This window comes from Humibacter sp. (genome assembly GCF_035547335.1).
Taxonomy (GTDB): Bacteria; Actinomycetota; Actinomycetes; order Actinomycetales; family Microbacteriaceae; genus Humibacter.
The window spans coordinates 1-18417 of the sequence record NZ_DASZVF010000008.1 but is presented as its reverse complement, the minus strand read 5'-3'; the positions used below and the strand labels follow the sequence as shown (position 1 = coordinate 18417).

General features: G+C 68.6%; 11 protein-coding genes. 9 read left to right on the top strand and 2 right to left on the bottom strand.

All coding sequences use genetic code 11. The annotated features are described in order from the left end of the window. Positions 1-197: 197 nt before the first annotated feature. Both VHB92_RS01870 and VHB92_RS01865 read right to left on the bottom strand, forming a co-directional pair. A complete protein-coding gene (locus VHB92_RS01870) occupies positions 198-830 on the bottom strand; it encodes a DNA-3-methyladenine glycosylase I (protein ID WP_325450803.1) in 633 nt (210 codons plus the stop codon). Further along, a complete protein-coding gene (locus VHB92_RS01865; RefSeq protein ID WP_325450801.1) occupies positions 827-1315 on the bottom strand; it encodes a methylated-DNA--[protein]-cysteine S-methyltransferase in 489 nt (162 codons plus the stop codon). Before VHB92_RS01865 ends, VHB92_RS01870 begins: the two co-directional genes overlap by 4 nt. 119 nt (positions 1316-1434) lie before the next feature. Here VHB92_RS01865 and VHB92_RS01860 point away from each other — a divergent pair, with 119 nt between their 5' ends. From VHB92_RS01860 to VHB92_RS01820, 9 genes are all read left to right on the top strand, one after another. Continuing rightward, the gene (locus VHB92_RS01860) at positions 1435-2193 is read left to right on the top strand and encodes a hypothetical protein (RefSeq protein ID WP_325450799.1); all 759 of its coding nucleotides are present in this window, start codon (positions 1435-1437) and stop codon (positions 2191-2193) included. A gap of 94 nt (positions 2194-2287) precedes the next feature. Beyond that, positions 2288-3019: a helix-turn-helix domain-containing protein gene (locus VHB92_RS01855; protein ID WP_325450797.1), complete on the top strand. Its 732-nt coding sequence runs from the start codon at positions 2288-2290 to the stop codon at positions 3017-3019. 45 nt (positions 3020-3064) lie between these two features. Further along, complete coding sequence (locus VHB92_RS01850; RefSeq protein ID WP_325450795.1) at positions 3065-4798, top strand: ABC transporter ATP-binding protein; 1734 nt, start codon at positions 3065-3067, stop codon at positions 4796-4798. Further along, on the top strand, positions 4795-6771 hold the full coding sequence (locus tag VHB92_RS01845; protein WP_325450793.1) for an ABC transporter ATP-binding protein: 1977 nt from the start codon (positions 4795-4797) through the stop codon (positions 6769-6771). Before VHB92_RS01850 ends, VHB92_RS01845 begins: the two co-directional genes overlap by 4 nt. A 263-nt stretch (positions 6772-7034) precedes the next feature. Continuing rightward, on the top strand, positions 7035-8273 hold the full coding sequence (locus VHB92_RS01840) for a DUF4192 family protein (RefSeq protein ID WP_325450791.1): 1239 nt from the start codon (positions 7035-7037) through the stop codon (positions 8271-8273). A 151-nt stretch (positions 8274-8424) separates the two neighbouring features. Next, positions 8425-9864, top strand: coding sequence for an FHA domain-containing protein (locus tag VHB92_RS01835; protein ID WP_325450788.1), 1440 nt, complete (start codon positions 8425-8427; stop codon positions 9862-9864). A gap of 106 nt (positions 9865-9970) precedes the next feature. Further along, entirely contained in the window at positions 9971-10798 is an 828-nt protein-coding gene (locus VHB92_RS01830; RefSeq protein WP_325450786.1) for a PP2C family protein-serine/threonine phosphatase, read from the top strand. 172 nt (positions 10799-10970) lie between these two features. After that, positions 10971-12374 carry a serine/threonine-protein kinase gene (locus tag VHB92_RS01825; protein ID WP_325450784.1) on the top strand — a complete coding sequence of 468 codons (1404 nt, stop codon included), beginning with the start codon at positions 10971-10973 and terminating at the stop codon, positions 12372-12374. Next, positions 12347-18145 carry an Ig-like domain-containing protein gene (locus tag VHB92_RS01820; RefSeq protein WP_325450782.1) on the top strand — a complete coding sequence of 1933 codons (5799 nt, stop codon included), beginning with the start codon at positions 12347-12349 and terminating at the stop codon, positions 18143-18145. The genes VHB92_RS01825 and VHB92_RS01820 overlap by 28 nt, the downstream gene beginning before the upstream one ends. Positions 18146-18417 lie beyond the last annotated feature (272 nt).

Below are 18417 nucleotides of genomic sequence, written 5' to 3'. Positions count from 1 at the left end.
TGTTCCTGCGGGCGAACGCAATACCGTCGGGTCGGCGAATGAGGTCGGCGCGCGTCCCCTCCGTGCGTCAGAGTGATCGTGCACGGTGCGATGACCGGGTTTCTGATCGCCTGCGGTCGGGCAAGTGCGATACCGGTCACCACGAGGCACACCGTAGGGATCATCGGATCCTCCGCCGACCCGGCCTTGTCCGGGTCTCAGTCGTCGGCCGCCCGCCAGCATCCGGCGACGTGGTCGTCGACGAGGCCGGCGGACTGCATGAGCGCGTACATCGTGGTGGGCCCGACGAAGCGGAAACCCAGGGCGCGGAGGCGCCGGCTGAGAGCGTTCGACTCGGCGGTCACGGCGGGAATCTCGCTCAACGTGTGAGGTGGACGACGACCCTGTGACGGCGGAGCGAACGACCAGATCAACTCCGACAGCGGTTGCGCCAGCGCCAGCGTCGCCCTGGCGTTGGCGATCGTCGCCTCGATCTTTCCCCGATGCCGGATGATCGCGGCGTTCTGCAGGAGACGGTCGACGTCGTGGCTCGTCATGGCGGCCACGTGCTCGACCTCGAACCCGTGGAAAGCCTCCCGGAACGCGGGCCTGCGCAGCAGGATCGTGCGCCAGGACAGGCCGGCCTGGAAGCCCTCGAGACAGATCTTCTCGAACAGAGCCCGATCGTCGCGCAGCGGCGTCCCCCACTCCTCGTCGTGGTACCTCTGGTACTCGGCATCGGTGCCCACCCATGAGCAGCGGGCGACGCCATCGTCTCCCACGAGCAGGTCGGGGCGCGAACGCGTCTCGGCGGGCGCGATCGCGGAAGCTGTCTCGTCGGTCTCGGTCATGCCGCCAGCGTGATCCCTTCGTGTTCGAGGAGCCAGAGTTTCGTCGGAATGCCCTGACCGCCGCTGTAGCCGGTGACGCGGCCGTCGGCGCCGAGCACGCGATGGCATCCGATGAAAAGGGGGATGGGGTTCGAGCCTATTGCGCCTCCGACAGCGCGGCCGGCCGTCGGCTTGCCCACCGCCATGCCGAGTTCGCCGTACGTGGTGTACTCGCCCCAGCCCACCTCGCGAAGCCTGTCCCACACGGCTCGTCGGAACGGGGTTCCCGAGGGATTCAGCGGAACGTCGAAGACACGACGCTCACCGTCGAAGTACTCCTCGAGCTGATCCCGAGCCAGACGCAGCACATCGTCGACCGTTTCGGGAGAGTGCTCACGTGGCAGCATCCCGTCGCGCTCGATGGTGAGCGAAGCGACGGCGGTGCCGTCGGAGACCAGTTCGAGTCTGCCGATCGGGCTCGGCATCCGCAGCAGGTACGTGTTCATGTCTCGACGGTAGGACGCACGTCAGACACCCGGCACCAAGGCCGGCTCCTGGTGGACACATGGCGTCCGCATGTGAGAGGGGAGGGAGAGTGCAGGGCCACGTTGCCTAGACTTTCGCCGTGGTACTCCTGGATGTCATCTGCCTGGTCGTCGCGATGGTTGCGGTCGCCTTCGCCGTGATCGCTCTCGTTCGCGCGCGAGCAGCCGAAGAGCAGGCGGCTGCGGCGGCGTCCGCGATCGCAAGGGCCGAGGCGAACGCGCAGGCGGCGGCAGCAGGGCTGCAGCAACTCGAGGTCAAGGTGGCGCAAGGCAGGCAGGATGCCGCCAGCGCTGCCCAGGAGGCGGCCAAGGCGGCGCAGGCTGCGGCATCCGCGCAGGCTGCGGCCGCGGCGAGCAGGCGGGAGGCCGAGGCCGCTTCGGACAAGGCGGCTCATGCTGAAGCCGAGGCCGCCCGGATCGAGGCCGGCACGGCGACAGCGAGCCTGCCGGTCGCCGTGGCGTCGTCGCGAGAACAGGCGGCAGGAAGGGCGAGTGTGCAGCGCGCCGAGGATCACGACATCGCAGATGGCGACACCGGGGAGACGGAGCGCGTCGTGCAGGTGTCGTGGCGTCTGGAGCGGGTGCGCAACTCCACGTGGGCGTTGCGCAACACGGGCCTGGCGAAGGCGCGCGACGCCCTGCTTTCCGATGCGACAGTACCGCCGAAGTTCGTGCGGCCCGATGAAGTGATCCCGCGAGACGTGGACAGAGACGATGTGCTCCAGTTCCGGGTGATGGTCGGCCGCGGAACGCCACCGCCGCGCATCAGAGTGACCTGGCGCGAGGGCGCCGGCTCGCCGGCATACTCCCGGGAGTTCACGGTCCTCACGGGTTCCTGACACGCGTCTCCGGGCACGTCGTCGCGCTCCGCGTGGCCCGGCGATCCTTCCGCGGTGATTGCGGAGTGAGCGCACACTCAGTTAGAATCCTCGGGTGCCGAAGATACCGAACCGGGCCAGTCCCTTGCCGCCCGAAGAGCGCAAGGCCGCCATCATCCGCGCGGTCATCCCGGCGATCATCGAGCACGGGAGCTCTCTCACCTCCCGCCAGATCGCCGAGGCGGCTGGGGTGGCGGAGGGTACGATCTTCCGCGTCTTCGGCGACAAGGAGACGCTGATCCGCGAGGCTGCGGACGTCTACCTCGATCCGGCTCCCGTGCGTGCCAGCCTGTCCGAGATCGACCCGACCCTGTCGCTCGAGGAGAAGGTGTCCCGCGTGCTGGTGGTGCTGAGGCAGCGCTTCCAAGGTGTGATCAGCATCATGGCGGCCATCGGGCACACGGGAGGTGAGCCGCCGCACGTCCGCTCCAGACCGCCTGGGCAGACGTGGGAGTACGCCTCGATCGTCGCCCGGCTGGTGCGACCGGAACTCGACAGGCTCAACGTGCCGGCCGAGCACGTCGCGCCGTTCATCCGGCTGATCGCTTTCGCGATGTCCATTCCGGGTTTCACGGTCGAGACCTCGTTCGACGATGAGACGCTGACCCGGCTCATCGTCTACGGGATCGCGGGCGACACCGCAGCGGGCAACGAGGATGCCGCCCGCAAGAAGACGGCCCGCGCCCTGCGCCTCGACGCCGACGCCGGCGACGACCACGAGACGAACGACATCCCGGGCGCCGATGACGCCAGCAGACCTGACGAGAACGTGGAGACCCATGCCTGAGACCCACGCGCCGCTGGGCGCGACCGAGAAGAGCGGAGCACGCTCATGCTGATGCGCCTGCTCGTGCGGTACCTGAAGCCGCACTGGCCCCTGCTGGTCGGAGTCATCGCCTTCCAGCTGCTGCAGTCGTTCGCCTCGCTCTACCTTCCGACGCTGAACGCCGAGCTGATCGATCAGGGCGTCATCAAGGGCGACACCGGCTACATCATCGCCAACGGCGGATTCATGCTGCTGGTGACGCTGGGCCAGGTGGTCTGCAACATCGTGGCCGTCTACTTCGGCGCGAAGGCGTCGATGCGGCTGGGCCGCGACCTGCGCAGAGCCCTGTTCTCGCATGTCGGTGCGTTCTCCGAGCGGGAGGTCACGAAGTTCGGCGCACCCTCGCTCATCACCCGCAACACGAACGACGTGCAGCAGGTTCAGATGCTCGTGCTGATGACCTGCACGCTGCTGGTCTCCGCGCCGATCCTGTGCATCGGCGGCATCGTGCTGGCGATCCAGCAGGATCTGGAGCTGTCGTGGCTGATCGCGGTGAGCGTTCCCGTGCTGCTGGTGTGCGTCATCCTGATCATCTCCCGCATGGTTCCGCAGTTCCGCAGGATGCAGAAGCGCATCGACCAGGTCAACCGCGTGCTGCGCGAGCAGCTGTCGGGCATCCGTGTCGTGCGCGCGTTCGTGCGTGAGGACATCGAGCGCAGCCGGTTCAAGGCCGCGAACGACGAGGTGACCGAGACCGCCCTGCGAGCAGGACGGCTCATGGCGCTCATGTTCCCGACCGTGATGCTCGTGCTCAACCTCTCCAGCGTCGCCGTCATCTGGTTCGGAGCGTTCCGGATCGACGACGGCTCGTTGCAGGTGGGCACGCTGACCGCGTTCCTCAGCTATCTCATGCAGATCCTGATGGGGGTCATGATGGCGACCTTCATGTTCGTGATGGTGCCGAGAGCCGCCGTGTGCGCCGAGCGCATCGGCGAGGTGCTGGAGACGGAGTCGACGGTCACCGCGCCCGAGCATCCGATCACGAAGCTCGACGAGCGCGGGACCATCGAGCTCTTCGAGGTCGGATTCGCCTACCCGGGAGCGGAGGATCCCGTGCTCAGCGACCTCAACGTGCGCATCGAACGCGGTCAGACGGTGGCCATCATCGGGTCGACGGGCGCAGGCAAGACCACTCTCATCAACCTCCTGCCGCGGCTCTTCGATGCCACGAGCGGATCGGTGCTGGTCGACGGCGTGGATGTCGCCGAGCTCGACCCCGACGTGCTCTGGTCGCGTATCGGTCTGGTGCCGCAGAAGCCGTACCTGTTCTCCGGCACCGTCGCATCCAACCTGCGCTACGGCAAACCGGATGCCACGGACGACGAGCTGTGGCGTGCACTGGAGATCGCGCAGGCGAAGGACTTCGTGCAGGCCATGGACGGCGGTCTGGAGGCCGCCATCGCCCAGGGCGGAACGAACGTTTCAGGCGGGCAGCGCCAGCGGCTCGCCATCGCGCGCGCTCTCGTCAAGCGCGCGGAGATCTACGTGTTCGACGATTCCTTCTCGGCGCTGGATCTGGCGACGGATGCGCGGCTGCGGCGGGCGCTGAAGGAGAAGGAGGCAGGCGCGACGTTCGTCATCGTCGCCCAGCGCGTGTCGACGATCACGGATGCCGACCTGATCCTGGTGATCGAGAACGGACGGATCGTCGGGTCGGGCACGCATGAGGAGTTGCTGGAGACATCCGAGACGTACGCGGAGATCGTGTCGTCTCAGCTGACGGCGGAGGAAGCGGCATGAGCGACACGAAGACGCCAGAGCGCGTGCCGGCTCCCGGACCACGGCGGGGACCTGGCGGAGGCGGTCCGTTCGGCGGCGCGGGCATGCCGCCGCAGAAGGCGATGAACTTCGGCCCGAGCGCGAGACGCCTGCTCGGCCGGCTGCGGCCGGAAGCCGCGTGGCTCGTCGTCGTGACCCTGCTGACGGTGCTCAGCGTGGGCTTCAGCGTGCTCGGCCCCAAGCTGCTGGGCGAGGGAACCAACATCATCGTCGCCGGCTTCGTCTCGAAGAGCCTGCCGGCCGGGGTGAGCCAGGCGCAGGTCCTGGAAGGGATGCGCAGGAACGGGCAGGGCCAGCTCGCCGACATGCTCAGCGGCATGCACCTGACGCCTGGGCACGGCATCGACTTCACGGCCCTGTCGCACGTGCTCATGCTCGTGCTGGTGCTGTACGTGTTCGCATCGGTCTTCAGCTGGCTGCAGGCCTTCCTGCTCAATGGAGTCACGATGCGCACCGTCTACCGCCTGCGCCGCGACGTCGAGGAGAAGATCCACCGGCTGCCGCTGAAGTACTTCGACACCATGCCGCGCGGTGAACTGCTCAGCCGGGTCACCAACGACATCGACAACGTTCAGCAGAGCCTGCAGCAGACGATGAGCCAGGTGCTCACGTCCCTGCTCACCGTCATCGGCGTGCTCGTCATCATGTTCGTCATCTCGCCGCTGCTCGCGCTGATCGCACTGGTGTCGATCCCGCTGACGCTGCTGGTCACGATGGTGATCGCCAAGCGCTCGCAGAAGATGTTCGTCGCCCAGTGGCGGCACACGGGCGCGTTGAACGCCCAGATCGAGGAGACCTATTCCGGGCACGCCATCGTGAAGGTGTTCGGGCGGCAGCACGAGGTCGACGAGAGGTTCGCCGCCAAGAACGAGGAGCTGTACCGGGCGAGCTTCGGCGCGCAGTTCGTGTCGGGCATCATCATGCCGTCCATGCAGTTCGTGGGAAACCTGGTCTACGTGGGCATCGCGGTCGTTGGCGGCCTGCAGGTCGCTGCCGGCGTCATCCAGATCGGTGACGTGCAGGCGTTCATCCAGTACTCGCGCCAGTTCACTCAGCCTCTCGCGCAGCTCGGCTCGATGGCCAACCTGCTGCAGTCGGGTGTGGCATCAGCAGAGCGGGTGTTCGAGCTGCTGGACGCCGACGAGCAGTCGCCCGACCCGGATGCCCCGGCCTCCGCAGGAGAGACGAAGGGCAGGCTGGAGTTCGAGGACGTCTCGTTCCGGTACGCCGAGGACACGCCGCTGATCGAGGATCTCTCGCTCGTCGCCGAACCGGGCCAGACCGTGGCGATCGTCGGACCTACCGGCGCAGGCAAGACGACGCTCGTCAACCTCATCCTGCGGTTCTACGAGGTCGGCGCCGGCCGCATCACGCTGGACGGCACCGACATCACCCGTCTGACCAGACGGGAGCTGCGCAGTCGGATCGGCATGGTCTTGCAGGACACCTGGCTGTTCGCAGGGACCATCCGCGAGAACATCGCGTACGGACGCCCGGACGCGACGGAGGACGAGGTGATCGCGGCCGCGAAGGCGAGCTACGTCGACCGGTTCGTCCGATCCCTTCCCGACGGGTACGACACGATGCTCGACGACGAGGCCTCGAACGTGTCGGCGGGGGAGAAGCAGCTTCTCACGATCGCGAGGGCCTTCCTCGCACGGCCGAGCGTGCTCATCCTCGACGAGGCGACGAGTTCCGTCGACACGCGCACCGAGCTGCTCGTGCAGAAGGCCATGAGCGCGCTCCGGCAGGGTCGCACGAGCTTCGTGATCGCGCACCGGTTGTCGACGATCCGCGATGCCGACGTCATCCTCGTGATGGAGTCGGGACGCATCGTCGAGCAAGGCACTCATGCCCAGTTGCTCGCCGCCGGAGGCGCGTACTACTCGCTGTACAACGCGCAGTTCGCAGGCGCCGTCACCGACGACGTCTGATCGCCGACGGGCTTGACCGCCGATCGGAGTGCTCGCGGGCGGCCCTGATCTGCGCAGAGTGGACCGCGATCTCCGCAGGGTCCTGTCTCCGATGGCGCCGATCTCCGCAGGGTCCGGTCGCGTCGGCTCCTATGGGCGACCGGTCCGACCGCGGCGGCACAGCCCCAGCAACTCTGCGTCCACAGGCGGGACCTCTTGCCGGAATCGAACGGATGCCCGTCCCTGGCCGAGGCGGGCGTCCGGTGCGGGCAACGCTGGTCGTCATGCCCGATCCCATCGTCGCGTCCGACCCGCTCGACCTGCTCTCCTATGTGCCCGAACTCGTCGGGTTCGAGCCTCGAAGAAGCCTTGTGCTCGTCGCACTCCGCGACCGGCTGACGTGCGGGACCTTGCGCGTCGACCTGCCACGATCGGACCCTCCGGGGTCCGGTGCTCGCGGCGCCGGTGGTCCCGGCTCCGGCTCTCGCGGTTCCGGCCCGAACGGTTGCGCTTCGACGGGCGATGACGCCGTGGCCCGCGGGTCGACGGTCCGGAAGGGCAGGCGTCCCGACGCGAAAGCGCTGGCGGAGTACGTGTCGTCCGTCGTGGGCATGGTGTGCCGTATTCCCGGCGCGAACGGCGTGATCCCGATCGTCTTCACCGACGAGGCCTGCGCCACCGGTGCGCCAGGTGCCGAGCTCTTCAGGCGGCTTCGCGCCGCGTCTCGGGCCGCAGGTTTCCTCGTGCGCGACCAGCTGTTCGTCGCGGCAGACGGGTGGGGACGGGTCGGAAGCCGGCCCCGGGCCCGTGCCGAACTCGACTCCGCGTGGCGACTGCGCAGGCTCGATCCCGACGCGGCCTACGTCGGGCTCTCGCCCTCCGAGGAAGCCGTCCTGCCGCAGGTCCCGGCCCAGCTCGTCGAGCGCACAGCGGCGGCTCTGGCGGCGCTCGGTTCGGCTCAGCGAACGCCCGACCCGGTCTGGTTCGCCGAGTACAGCGCCCGGTGGCGACCGAACGACATCGGGCCGGCCTCCGCCGCGCTGACGGCAGCGGTACTCGAGCAGCCATGGGCACGAGACGTGGTGCTGTTCACGTGGGCGTGGGGCAGTTCGGCCGGCACGCGTGCACTGCGATTTCAAGAGAGGCACCTGCGAGGCGACCCGCCCGTGGACGAGGACATCGCACTGGCCCTGGCCGGTCGTGGCAGCATCGGAAGGCCGCACCCGCACGCTGTGACGCATGCCATCGACCTCTTGCGCCAGGTCGCGGCACGGCTGCCCGCAGAGAAGCGCGGCCCGTGCCTGGCATCACTGGCCTGGCTGAACTGGGCACTCGGACGAGGATCGGTGGCGGGCGAATACGCACGGGCCGCCCTCGCCGTCGGGCCGGATTACGGCTTCGCACAACTCATTCACACCGTCGTGGAACGCGGGATGCTCCCCGAGTGGGCCTTCGTCGACCGCGACCAGGCCCGGCAGAGAGCCGGACCCCGACGGGGCACGCGAGGAGGGATGCGGCGCTGACGGTCGGCGAACGGCAGAATGGAGCGACGACATCAGCCGATCCGGGCAGCATGGAGAAGCGTCGGGCAGGTGACGGGGCGGCACTGACGTGCGGCCGTGGCATCCGTCGCGGGATCGGAGCTCCGGCCAGGGATCGGTGCAAGGAGGCGACGTGGCGCAAGCTCAGCCATCGGGGCGACGCCGTGGCTTCGTCTACGCGTCGCCGCCCCGGCCAGGCGAAGACGACTGGATGGTCGTCGCCGCCGAATCGTTTGTCGCCCTGATCGCCTCGGAGGCTGAGCGGCACAGCGTCGAGGCGGTCGCAAAGCTGACGAGTGAGGCCGAGACGCCGCTGGAACGCGTGATCGAGGCGATCCCGGCAGGGGATGGCGGCGTCGAGTCGTTCGCGGTGGTGCACTTCGACGCCGAGATCACGGACGGCTGGCAGGTCACGGCCATCGCCCGGGGCCGTGCCGTCGTGGACGTCTACTCGGTGGGGGGAGCCCGACGATTCTCCTCATCGGGCGTGCAGCCCTGGCTCATCGCAACATTCCGGGATGTCGTCGCGCTCGATCTCGGCGGACCGACGAGCCGGTTCGACGCGATTCCGCACCGATCGAACGACGCCGCGGCGTTGGCGCAGGGAACGATCAGGGCCAGCTCCATTCTCTGGTCGGCGGTCGAGAGGGCTCCCGAGAGGGTCGGCGAAGACGCGTTATCGCACGGTCCTGCCGCCTTCCGGGGTTCCGCCGACCTCGACGACGACACCGTTCGCCTGGTGCGCGGTGAGCCCCAGGAAAGCGGCAGAGGCGGTGCGCACGCAGCCCGCGTCGCGCCAGCGCCTGGCTTCGACGAGGAGACCGTGCAGCGCGCACCCGGCCGGCACGGGCCGGTCGGGCCGGAGCGCGGCCCCGCGACGCAGCCACCGTCGAGGGCCGCCGGGTCGGCGGCCCCACGGCACGCGTCGCAGGATCCGCCGTCCCAGGGCCAGCTGCAGCCGTTCTCCGCGTCAGGCGGCGACCGTTACGAACCGGATGAACGCACGGTCGCCCGTTCCGAAGCGCTGAGGTTCTACCCGGACGTCCGTGCCGCCGTCGACGGCGAGGACACCGGTCGTGGAACGTCGTCGGCCGCGGCGACGGATGATGGACCCCGAGCGGCGTCCTGCACGAGAGAGCCGGCCCCTGCCGCCCACGATGCCGCCCACGCTGCCGCCGACGAGGCTGACGACGTCGCGGTGGGAGGACGCGACGACGACGCGCCGGGCCGCGTCTTGGTCGGCGTCCGCGGCGGTGAACCGGTCGAGCTCGACGCCCCCGTCGTGTTCGGACGACGACCGGCGTCCACCCGTAGAACCGGCGTGCCATCCGTGCTTGTCACGGTGCCGTCGCCGGGCCAGGAGGTCTCCGCGTCGCACGTGCGCATCGAGCGCGCGGGGCGGGTCGTCGTGGTCACCGACCTCAAGTCGAGGAACGGAACGACCGTGCGAATCGAGGGAGGAAGAGCACGAAGGCTGCGCCCCGGCGAGTCGTTCTCGGTTCCAGGAGCGGCCGAGGTGGAGATCGGCGACGGCACCATCATCGACATCACCCCCGTATGGTGGGTTGCGTGATGCGCCGACCACCGAACCGACAGCGATACCCGAAGTCGGATGGTTTCCGTGCGCCGTTATGCCTGGACCGTCGGCGCCCGGCCACGCCTTGCGGAAGGGCACTGTCGTGACGCAGATCGGTCGCGGCAGCAAGCGGCACCACATCGCGGTGCCGGGCAGAGACGGAGCGCGCATCACGCTCACCTGGGCTGCGCTCACGGACAAGGGATACAAGCGTTCGGCGAACGAGGACAGCCTGATCGCCAAGTCGCCCATCTTCGCCGTCGCGGACGGCATGGGAGGGCATAGCGCGGGCGACGTCGCCAGTGCGGCCGTCGTGAATCGCTTGGCGGAACGGGTCTCGGGCCAGTACGTCGACGAGAAGAGCATCGACGCATCCCTGCGCGCGGCCGTCGCGGACATGGAGAAGGGCGCCGGTCGCACCGACCTCGGCACGGGCACCACCGTCACCGGCTTCGCCCTCACCCTGGCGGAGGGCCAGCCGAGCTGGCTGGTGTTCAACATCGGCGACTCCCGGGTGTACGAGCTCGAAGACGGCGAGCTTCGCCAGCTCACCGTCGACCACTCGATCGTGCAGGAACTGCTCGACGCGGGCGCCATCACCCCGTCGGAGGCCGAGGTGCATCCGCACTCCAACGTGATCACGAGGGCCGTCGGGTTCAACGAAGACCCCGTTCCCGACTTCAGCCTGGTGCCCGTGGTGGCCGGAACCCGTCTGCTCGCCTGCTCCGACGGTCTCACCAAGGAGCTCACCGAACACGGCATCCGCCACTTCCTGACGGTGGGGACGAGCCCGCTCGACGCGGCAGGCCAGCTGATGGATGCCGCGCTCGGTAACGGCGGCCGCGACAACGTCACGGTCGTCGTCGTGGACGTGCTGGAGACGCCGGAGTCGCCTCTCCCTCCCGCACGGCGCGGCGCGCGTCGACACTGATCCGAGGCTTCTCCGTCGCTGCCGCCTGGCGCTCATCGTCCACACCTCGCCACGCTGAGGAAGGGCCACGGATTCCGGTCGCGGTGAAGCAGACTGGCCACCAGTGCCCGCCTACAATGGGTGCACGTTTCCCCGCCGGAGACGATGACGACCGAGATGACGGGAGGCGCGGATGGCCGCAAGACTGCCCTCGGCACCGCCCAACCTTCCCGGCTTCTCCTACGTTCGCGCGCTGGGTTCCGGCGGCTTCGCCGATGTCTTCCTGTATGAGCAGAACATGCCTCGACGCCAGGTCGCGGTCAAGGTGCTGCTCGCCGAAGTCGTCACTCCGAGCGTTCGCGCCATGTTCCAGGCCGAGGCCAACCTGATGGCTCAGCTGAGCGCGCACCCGGCGGTGCTCACGGTCTACCAGGCGAGCGTGGCATCGGACGGGCGGCCGTTCCTCGTCATGGAGCTCTGCTCTCCTGTGCTCAACCGGCGGTATCGCAGCGACCCGCTGAGCGTGCCCGAGGCGCTTGCCGTCGGCATCAAGGTGGCAGGGGCCGTCGAGACCGCACATCGCGCGGGCGTGCTGCACAGGGACGTGAAGCCGTCGAACATCCTCACGACGGCGTACGGGCATCCGGTGCTCTCCGACTTCGGCATCGCGGCCACCATCGGCGATGCCGAGCTGACGGATGCCGTCGGGCTGTCCGTTCCGTGGTCGGCTCCCGAAGTGCTCAGCGACGAGACCACGGGAACGGTGGCCAGTGAGGTGTGGGCGCTGGGTGCCACCATCTACTCGCTCATCGCGGGACGCTCGCCGTTCGAGGTGGCGGGAACCGAGAACTCCACCGCCCAGCTCATCTCGCGCATCCAGCGTGCCAGGCCCGCACCGATCGGTCGCGCCGACGTTCCCGAGCGACTGGAAGCCGCGCTGCGGCGCTCGATGTCGAAGAAGCCGGAGTCGAGGCAGCACAGCGTTCTCGAGCTGATCCGCGACCTGCAGGCCGTCGAGACGGAACTGGGGTTCACCCCGACGCCCGCTGACGTGGTCACCGACGCCTGGGTGGCTGCGGACGACGTCGACGACGAGGAGCGCACGAGGGTCAGAGGGGTTGCGACGGTCTCTCCAGTGCAGCGCAGACGGCGGCGTCGCGAGGGAGAGCCGGAGACCACCGACTCCCGGGGTGCGGCGCGTGAGACCGGAGCCAACCCCATCCCGACGGGTGCCGGGATGGGGCGAGGAGCGATGTGGCTCATCGCCGCCTGCGTGGTGCTCGGGGTCGCGTTCATCGGCACGCTGTCCTTCGTGTTGGTGCGCACCGGCGCCTCGGGGGACATCCCGGTCGTGCGGAACATCGAAGGGCACGTCGTCGGAGGGTCGATCGAGTTCAGCTGGCAGGATCCGGGGCTCATGGCGGGTGACGAATACCAGGTCAGCGTCGACGGATCCTCCTCCAGCCTCCAGCGCAGCACGACCTTCACGGTCGACTCCGTCGACCGGCGCGTGTGCGTCACGGTCACCGTCAACCGCTCTGGCCGCACCGGAGAGTCCAGTGCGGCCAAATGCGTCGATCCCTCGGGCGTGTCGTGATCCGCTCGTTCATCGCTCGCCACCGTTCGGTGGCGCTGACGGCGGGGATCGGAGTGGTCGTCGTCGCGCTCGTCGCGACGATCGCGATCGTCTCCGGCGGCTTCGTGCAGCAGCGCATGGTGCTGGGCGACGCAGCGGTCTGGGTCACCAACTCGTCCAAGCAGCTTCTGGGTCGCGCGAACACCCAGGTGAACGCGCTCAACTCCGCCGTCACCGCCGCCGACGAGTCGGTCGACGTCGTACAGCACGGCAAGTCGGTGCTCCTGGTCGACCGAGCCAGCAACACCGTCGCCAAGGTCGACCCCGCAACGGTCACGTCGGGAAAGGCTGTCGCGCTCCCTCCCAAGGATGCCGAGATCGGCATCGCCGGATCCCGCGCCGTGATCGAGTCGCTGGCCACCGGTCGCATCTGGCTGACGCCGCTGACCGACCTGTCGTCGTTCACGTCCGCGGCGGCCCCCACCATCGATCTCGGAAGCCGCATCGTCTCATCCCTGGCTCCTGACGGCACGCTCTTCGCGTATTCGAAGCAGGCGGGAGCCGTCTACCGCATCGACGCGGCCACCGGCGACACCGTCGTGCAGACCTGGCATATCGACCCGCTCGGCAAGGGCTCACGGTCGGCGAGCGACATCCAGATCACCTCGACCGGCGGAAGATGGGCGCTCTACGACAGCTCGTCGAGGGTGCTGCGCACTGAAGACGGCACGCGTACGCTGCCGACCGAGATCGGCGGGCAGGGCGTGCTCGCCCAGCCGACGAACGACGATGTCGACCTCGCGATCGCGTCCGCGTCCGGCGTGTATCTCGTGACCTCCGGCGGGGACGTCCGCAGGGGCACGGCGGGCGGCTTCGGCGCGGCTGCGGCGCCGGTGTGGGTCGGCGGATGCCTCTACGCGGCCTGGAACACGGGGCAGACGTGGCGATCCTGCACGGGTGGCGCTGCGGGAAGGGCCGGAGCGCTCGCCGGCGTGCGCCCGGGCGCTGACCTCTCGTTCCGGGTCAACGACGGGACGGTCGTGCTCAACGACACCGTGCACGGCACCTCGTGGTCTGTGCAGCGCGGAAACGGCCTCATCGACAACTGGTCGGACTTCGCCAAGCCGAAGGACAACACGCAGCAGACCGAGGAGAACACCGAGGACAAGCCGCCGACGTACGAGAAGACGCAGGAGCCGCCCGTCGCGGTCGACGACCAGTTCGGCGCGCGACCGGGAACGACGAGCCCGCTGCCCGTTCTGCTGAACGACTTCGACGCGAACGGGGACGTGCTCGTCATCGACTCGTTCACGCCCGTTCCGCAGTCGACGGCGCGCGTGCAGCGCACCTCGGGGGACCAGGAACTGCAGATCACGTTGCCGGCGGACGCGCACGGCCAGATCGGTTTCGACTACACGATCAGCGATGGGCGCGGGGGACAGGCGAACGCGCACGTGACGGTGACCGTGCGAGAACCGGGCGAGAACTCGCCTCCCGTGCAGGCACGGGCGACGAAGGCGACGGTCGCGTCGGGCGGACGGGTCTCGACTCAGGTGCTCGGCGACTGGTACGACCCGGACGGCGACCCGTTCTACCTCACGGCGGCCTCGACGTCGTCGCCCAACACCGCGACCTCGACACCGCAGGGCACCGTCGTGTACACCGACGCCGGAAAGGGCGCAGGGCTGCAGGCCGTCGCGCTGACGGTATCCGACGGCCGTGCCGAGGGTCACGGCTCGCTGGCGATCACGGTGCGCTCGCCGACGGACGTGCCGATCATCCCGGAACCGTTCGTGGCTACGGTGGTCGCGGGAGACGAGATCACGATCTCCCCTCTGCTGCACGTTCGAGGCGGGGTCGGGCCCGTTCGACTCGCATCCGTGCCGGACAAACCGGACGTCACGCTGAGCCCCAACTTCGATGAGGGCACATTCGAATTCACCTCCTCATCGCCCGGCAGTCATTACGTGGACTACACGGTGACGGACGGCACGACGACCGTCACCGGCGAGGTGCGGGTGGTGGTCAGCCTGCCGCAGGACGCGGGAGACACGCCTGTGACCGTGCCGCACACCGCGTTCATCGAGCAGCAGAGCGCCCAGGAAGTGGACGTGCTGGCCACCGACTTCGATCCGGCAGGGGGAGTGCTCCTCATCACGGCGGCGCAGTCGCCCACCGCTTCGGACGGCGTGCGAGTCGAGGTGCTCGAGCAGCGCAGCCTTCGCGTCACGCTGACGCGACCCCTGGACGGCCCCGTCTCGTTCGGGTACACGGTGAGCAACGGCACCGCCCAGGCGAACGGCACGGTGCGGGTCATCGAGATACCGCGACCCGCGGTGCGCCAGCCTCCGGTGGCCAACCCCGACGCCGTCACCGTGCGGGTCGGGGACGCGATCGACATCCCGGTGCTCGCCAACGACACACAGGCGGATGGCGACCATCTCACGCTCGATCCCACGCTTCCGACACCGCTCCCGAAGGGCGCCGGCCTGCTCTTCGCGTCGGGCACCGAACTGCGCTACCTCGCCCCGCACAAGCCAGGCAACTACTCGGCGGTCTACCGGGTCGACGATCCGGACGGCCAGTGGGCGACCGCGCAGGTCACCATCGCCGTGCGCGAGCTGGATCCGGACTCCAACCGGGCGCCGATCCCGCGCACGATCACGGCGCGCGTGCTGGCCGGCAACACCGTGCGCATCCCCGTGCCGCTCAGCGGCGTCGACCCGGACGGAGACTCCGTCAAGCTCGTCGGCCAGTCCACGAATCCGCAGAAGGGCGCCGTGACCTCGGTCGGCGCCAACTGGATCGAATACCAGGCCGGCGAATACGCGGCCGGAACCGACACGTTCGACTACACGCTCGTCGACGCGCTGGGCGCGCACGCTGACGGGACGGTCCGCGTGGGCATCGCACCGCAGGACGGGAGCGCCCGCAACCCGGTGGCCGTCGAGGACTCGGTGACGGTGCGACCAGGGCGCACCGTCTCCGTGCAGGTTCTCGCGAACGATTCCGACCCGGACGGCAGCCCGCTCCACATCGCCTCGGTGCAGCGCACCTCGGACGACATCGCCAAGGCCAGGATCGCCGGCAAGCTGATCAAGGTCGTCGCGCCGCAGAAGGAAGGCCGATACGGCTTCATCTACACGGCGCAGAACGACAAGGGCGGGAGCAGCTCGAACTTCCTGACCGTCGTCGTGAGCAAGGACGCCCCGTTGTCGCGTCCTGTCGTTCAGGACACGGTGGTGGCGCTGTCCGACATCCTCGGCCGCTCGCAGGTCACCGTCGACCCGCTGAAGAACGTGTTCTTCGCCGACGGCCCCGTCTCCACGCTCAAGCTCTCGATCGTGTCCGGGTTCGGCGATTCGGCCCAGGTGGTCTCCGGCGGCCGGGTGCGGGTGGACGTGCAGGCGAAGTCGCAGATCATCCCGTTCAGGGTGGCGCATCCCGACGACGACTCCGTGGCCTCGTTCGGATTCATCTGGGTTCCCGGCTACGACGATGCGCTCCCGCAGCTCAAGCCGGGAGCGCCCAAGCTGACCGTGCCGAGCGAGAAGGCGCTCGTGATCGACCTGAACGACTACGTCGTCGCCGCAGGCGGAAAGCACGTCAGGCTCACGGATGCCTCCCACGTGCACGCGACGCACGCGAACGGGGACGACCTGGTGCGTGACAGCGACACGCTCGTGTTCACGAGTGCGACCCACTACTTCGGGCCCGCCTCGATCTCGTTCGAGGTGACGGACGGGTCATCCGCCAGCGATCCGAAAGGGCATATCGCCACGCTGGTGCTGCCGATCACCGTCACGGCGCGCGACAACCAGCCGCCCACCTTCACCGGCGCCCAGGTCGACTTCGAGCCGGGGCAGCAGAAGACGCTCGACCTCGTCAAGCTCACCAGGTACCCGTACGCGAAAGACCAGGCGGAGCTGCAGTACCGCGTGCTCGATCCGAAGCCGCAGGGCGCATCCGTGTCTCTTCAGGGTCAGCAGCTCACGGTGCAGGTGTCGGACAAGACGCCCAAGGGAACCCAGCTGAGCGTCATCGTCGGTGTGCGCGACGCGCTGAACGACGGGAAGGCGGGACGCGTCGACATCACCGTCGTTCCGTCGACGAGGCCGCTCGCAGTTCCCCAGCCCGACCAGGTGGTGGCGAAGCGCGGCGCCACGACCAGCGTCGACGTGCTGGCCAACGACGGCGCCACCAATCCGTTCCCGTCGACGCCCCTGAGCGTGATCGCCGTGCGCGGCGCATCCAGTGCAGCGCTCCCGCCGGGGGTGCAGGTGACGCCGAGCGGAGACAGGTCGAGGCTCGCGGTGTCGGTGTCCTCGAAGGCCCAGCCCGGCGACACGACGCTGCAGTACGAGGTGGCGGATGCGACGGGCGACCCGGCCAGATACGCCTGGGGCACGGTCACCATCTCCGTCGAAGACAGGCCGGACCCGGTCTCGAACGTACGCATCGCCGGTGTCGGTGACCGCCAGCTCACCATGGCGTGGGATCCAGGTGCAGACAATAACTCCGCGATCACCGGATACACCGTGTCGCTGTCCGGATCGGCAGGCGGGAGCGTCGGGTCGACGACGTGCCGGGCCACGACGTGCACGGTGCAGACACCCGGGAACGGTCCGCAGAACTCGGTGCAGGTGCAGGTGACGGCCACCAATGCCATCGGCAGCTCGGATGCCGTGGCCTACCCGGATGCCGTCTGGTCGAACGTCATTCCCGACGCGCCCACCGGCCTGACGGTGACTCCTGGCGACGGGCTCGTGCACGTCTCGTGGGATCCGCCGGACTCGGGTGGCGGAACGGTGACGCGCTATCGGGTCACCGTCGGCAGCATCGTCCGCACCGTCGGGGCCGGCACGACGAGCGTCGACGTCGGCGGGCTCACGAACGGACAGCAGGTGCAGGTGTCCGTCGCCTCGATGAACGACTTCTATGGCGCGCAGCCGATTTGGAACTCGGCGGGACCCGCCACCGTCGTGCCGGCAGGCAAGCCGATCTGGAACGGGACGCCTACGACGGCCGATGCCGCAGACGGTTCCGGCCGCGTCACCGTCTCCTGGGCCGGACTCGTATCCGACAACGGGTCCGCCTTCACCGGGTTCACAGTGTCAGCATCCGCTGGCTCCTGCGACCCGGTTCCTGCTGGCGCTACCGCGACCGTATGCCAGCTGCCGGCGGGCTCTGCAGTGACGCTCACCGTCACCGCGACCAACAGCGTGGGTTCGACTGATTCTGCTTCTGTTCAGGTGATACCGGCCTCGTACCCGGAGAAGCCGACGTCAGTGAACATCGAGCAGGCACAGGGGGGACCTCGATCCGACGGCCTGTACTTCCCCGTCTTTCTGGGCGCGAGCCCTGCGAAAGCTGGCTCCGGCGCGACCATCAGCTACGTCTATAGCCTCGACGGAGGATCGACTGTGCTGGCGATCTCGCCGGGCGGATCGATCGTGACGAGCGCCTACGGAGCACAGCTGAACGTGAGGGTCGGTGTGGTCGCGACGTACCCGGGAGGAGTTTCGCTGACGTCGTGGTCCGACCCGGTCGACCCGGCAACGGTCGGAGTAGCGGTCAACGCGAACGCCGACGTCACCGTGAGCAACGGCACGCTCACATGGTCATCGGCGCCCGCGGGCGCGGGCTACACCGCGGTCGAGTACCGCTGCAGCATCCTGGATCCGTTCACCCCGATGCCGCCCGCAGGCAGTTGTCCGAACCCTGGCGGCTCACTTACCGTGCGCGTCACGGCGAACGGAGGCAAGACATACACCATGGTGTACGGAACATGACGTCCCTCGGATTCGTCCCGCACCGCGGCAATCGTGACGAGTGACCTGCCCCGAACGATCCACCATCTGAAGCGCCAGAGCCTTTGGCACAGAAAGAGAGAAACGACGTCATGACGGACGCGCCGACGACTGCGACACGCTCGCTCAACCCGCTCACCGACGACCAGGCATCCTGGTTCCAGACCACGGTGGATGCGATCGTCGCGAACGTCGAACGGGTCCTGCTGGGCAAGACTCACGTGATCCGCCTGGCCGTCACGGCGTTGCTCAGC

Excerpts from the sequence above, each read along its gene's own strand:
- VHB92_RS01870 (WP_325450803.1), bottom strand. The coding sequence starts at position 830 with ATGACCGAGACCGACGAGACAGCTTCCGCGATCGCGCCCGCCGAGACG.
- VHB92_RS01865 (WP_325450801.1), bottom strand. The coding sequence starts at position 1,315 with ATGAACACGTACCTGCTGCGGATGCCGAGCCCGATCGGCAGACTCGAA.
- VHB92_RS01850 (WP_325450795.1), top strand. The coding sequence starts at position 3,065 with ATGCTGATGCGCCTGCTCGTGCGGTACCTGAAGCCGCACTGGCCCCTG.
- VHB92_RS01845 (WP_325450793.1), top strand. The coding sequence starts at position 4,795 with ATGAGCGACACGAAGACGCCAGAGCGCGTGCCGGCTCCCGGACCACGG.
- VHB92_RS01840 (WP_325450791.1), top strand. The coding sequence starts at position 7,035 with ATGCCCGATCCCATCGTCGCGTCCGACCCGCTCGACCTGCTCTCCTAT.
- VHB92_RS01825 (WP_325450784.1), top strand. The coding sequence starts at position 10,971 with ATGGCCGCAAGACTGCCCTCGGCACCGCCCAACCTTCCCGGCTTCTCC.
- VHB92_RS01820 (WP_325450782.1), top strand. The coding sequence starts at position 12,347 with ATGCGTCGATCCCTCGGGCGTGTCGTGATCCGCTCGTTCATCGCTCGC.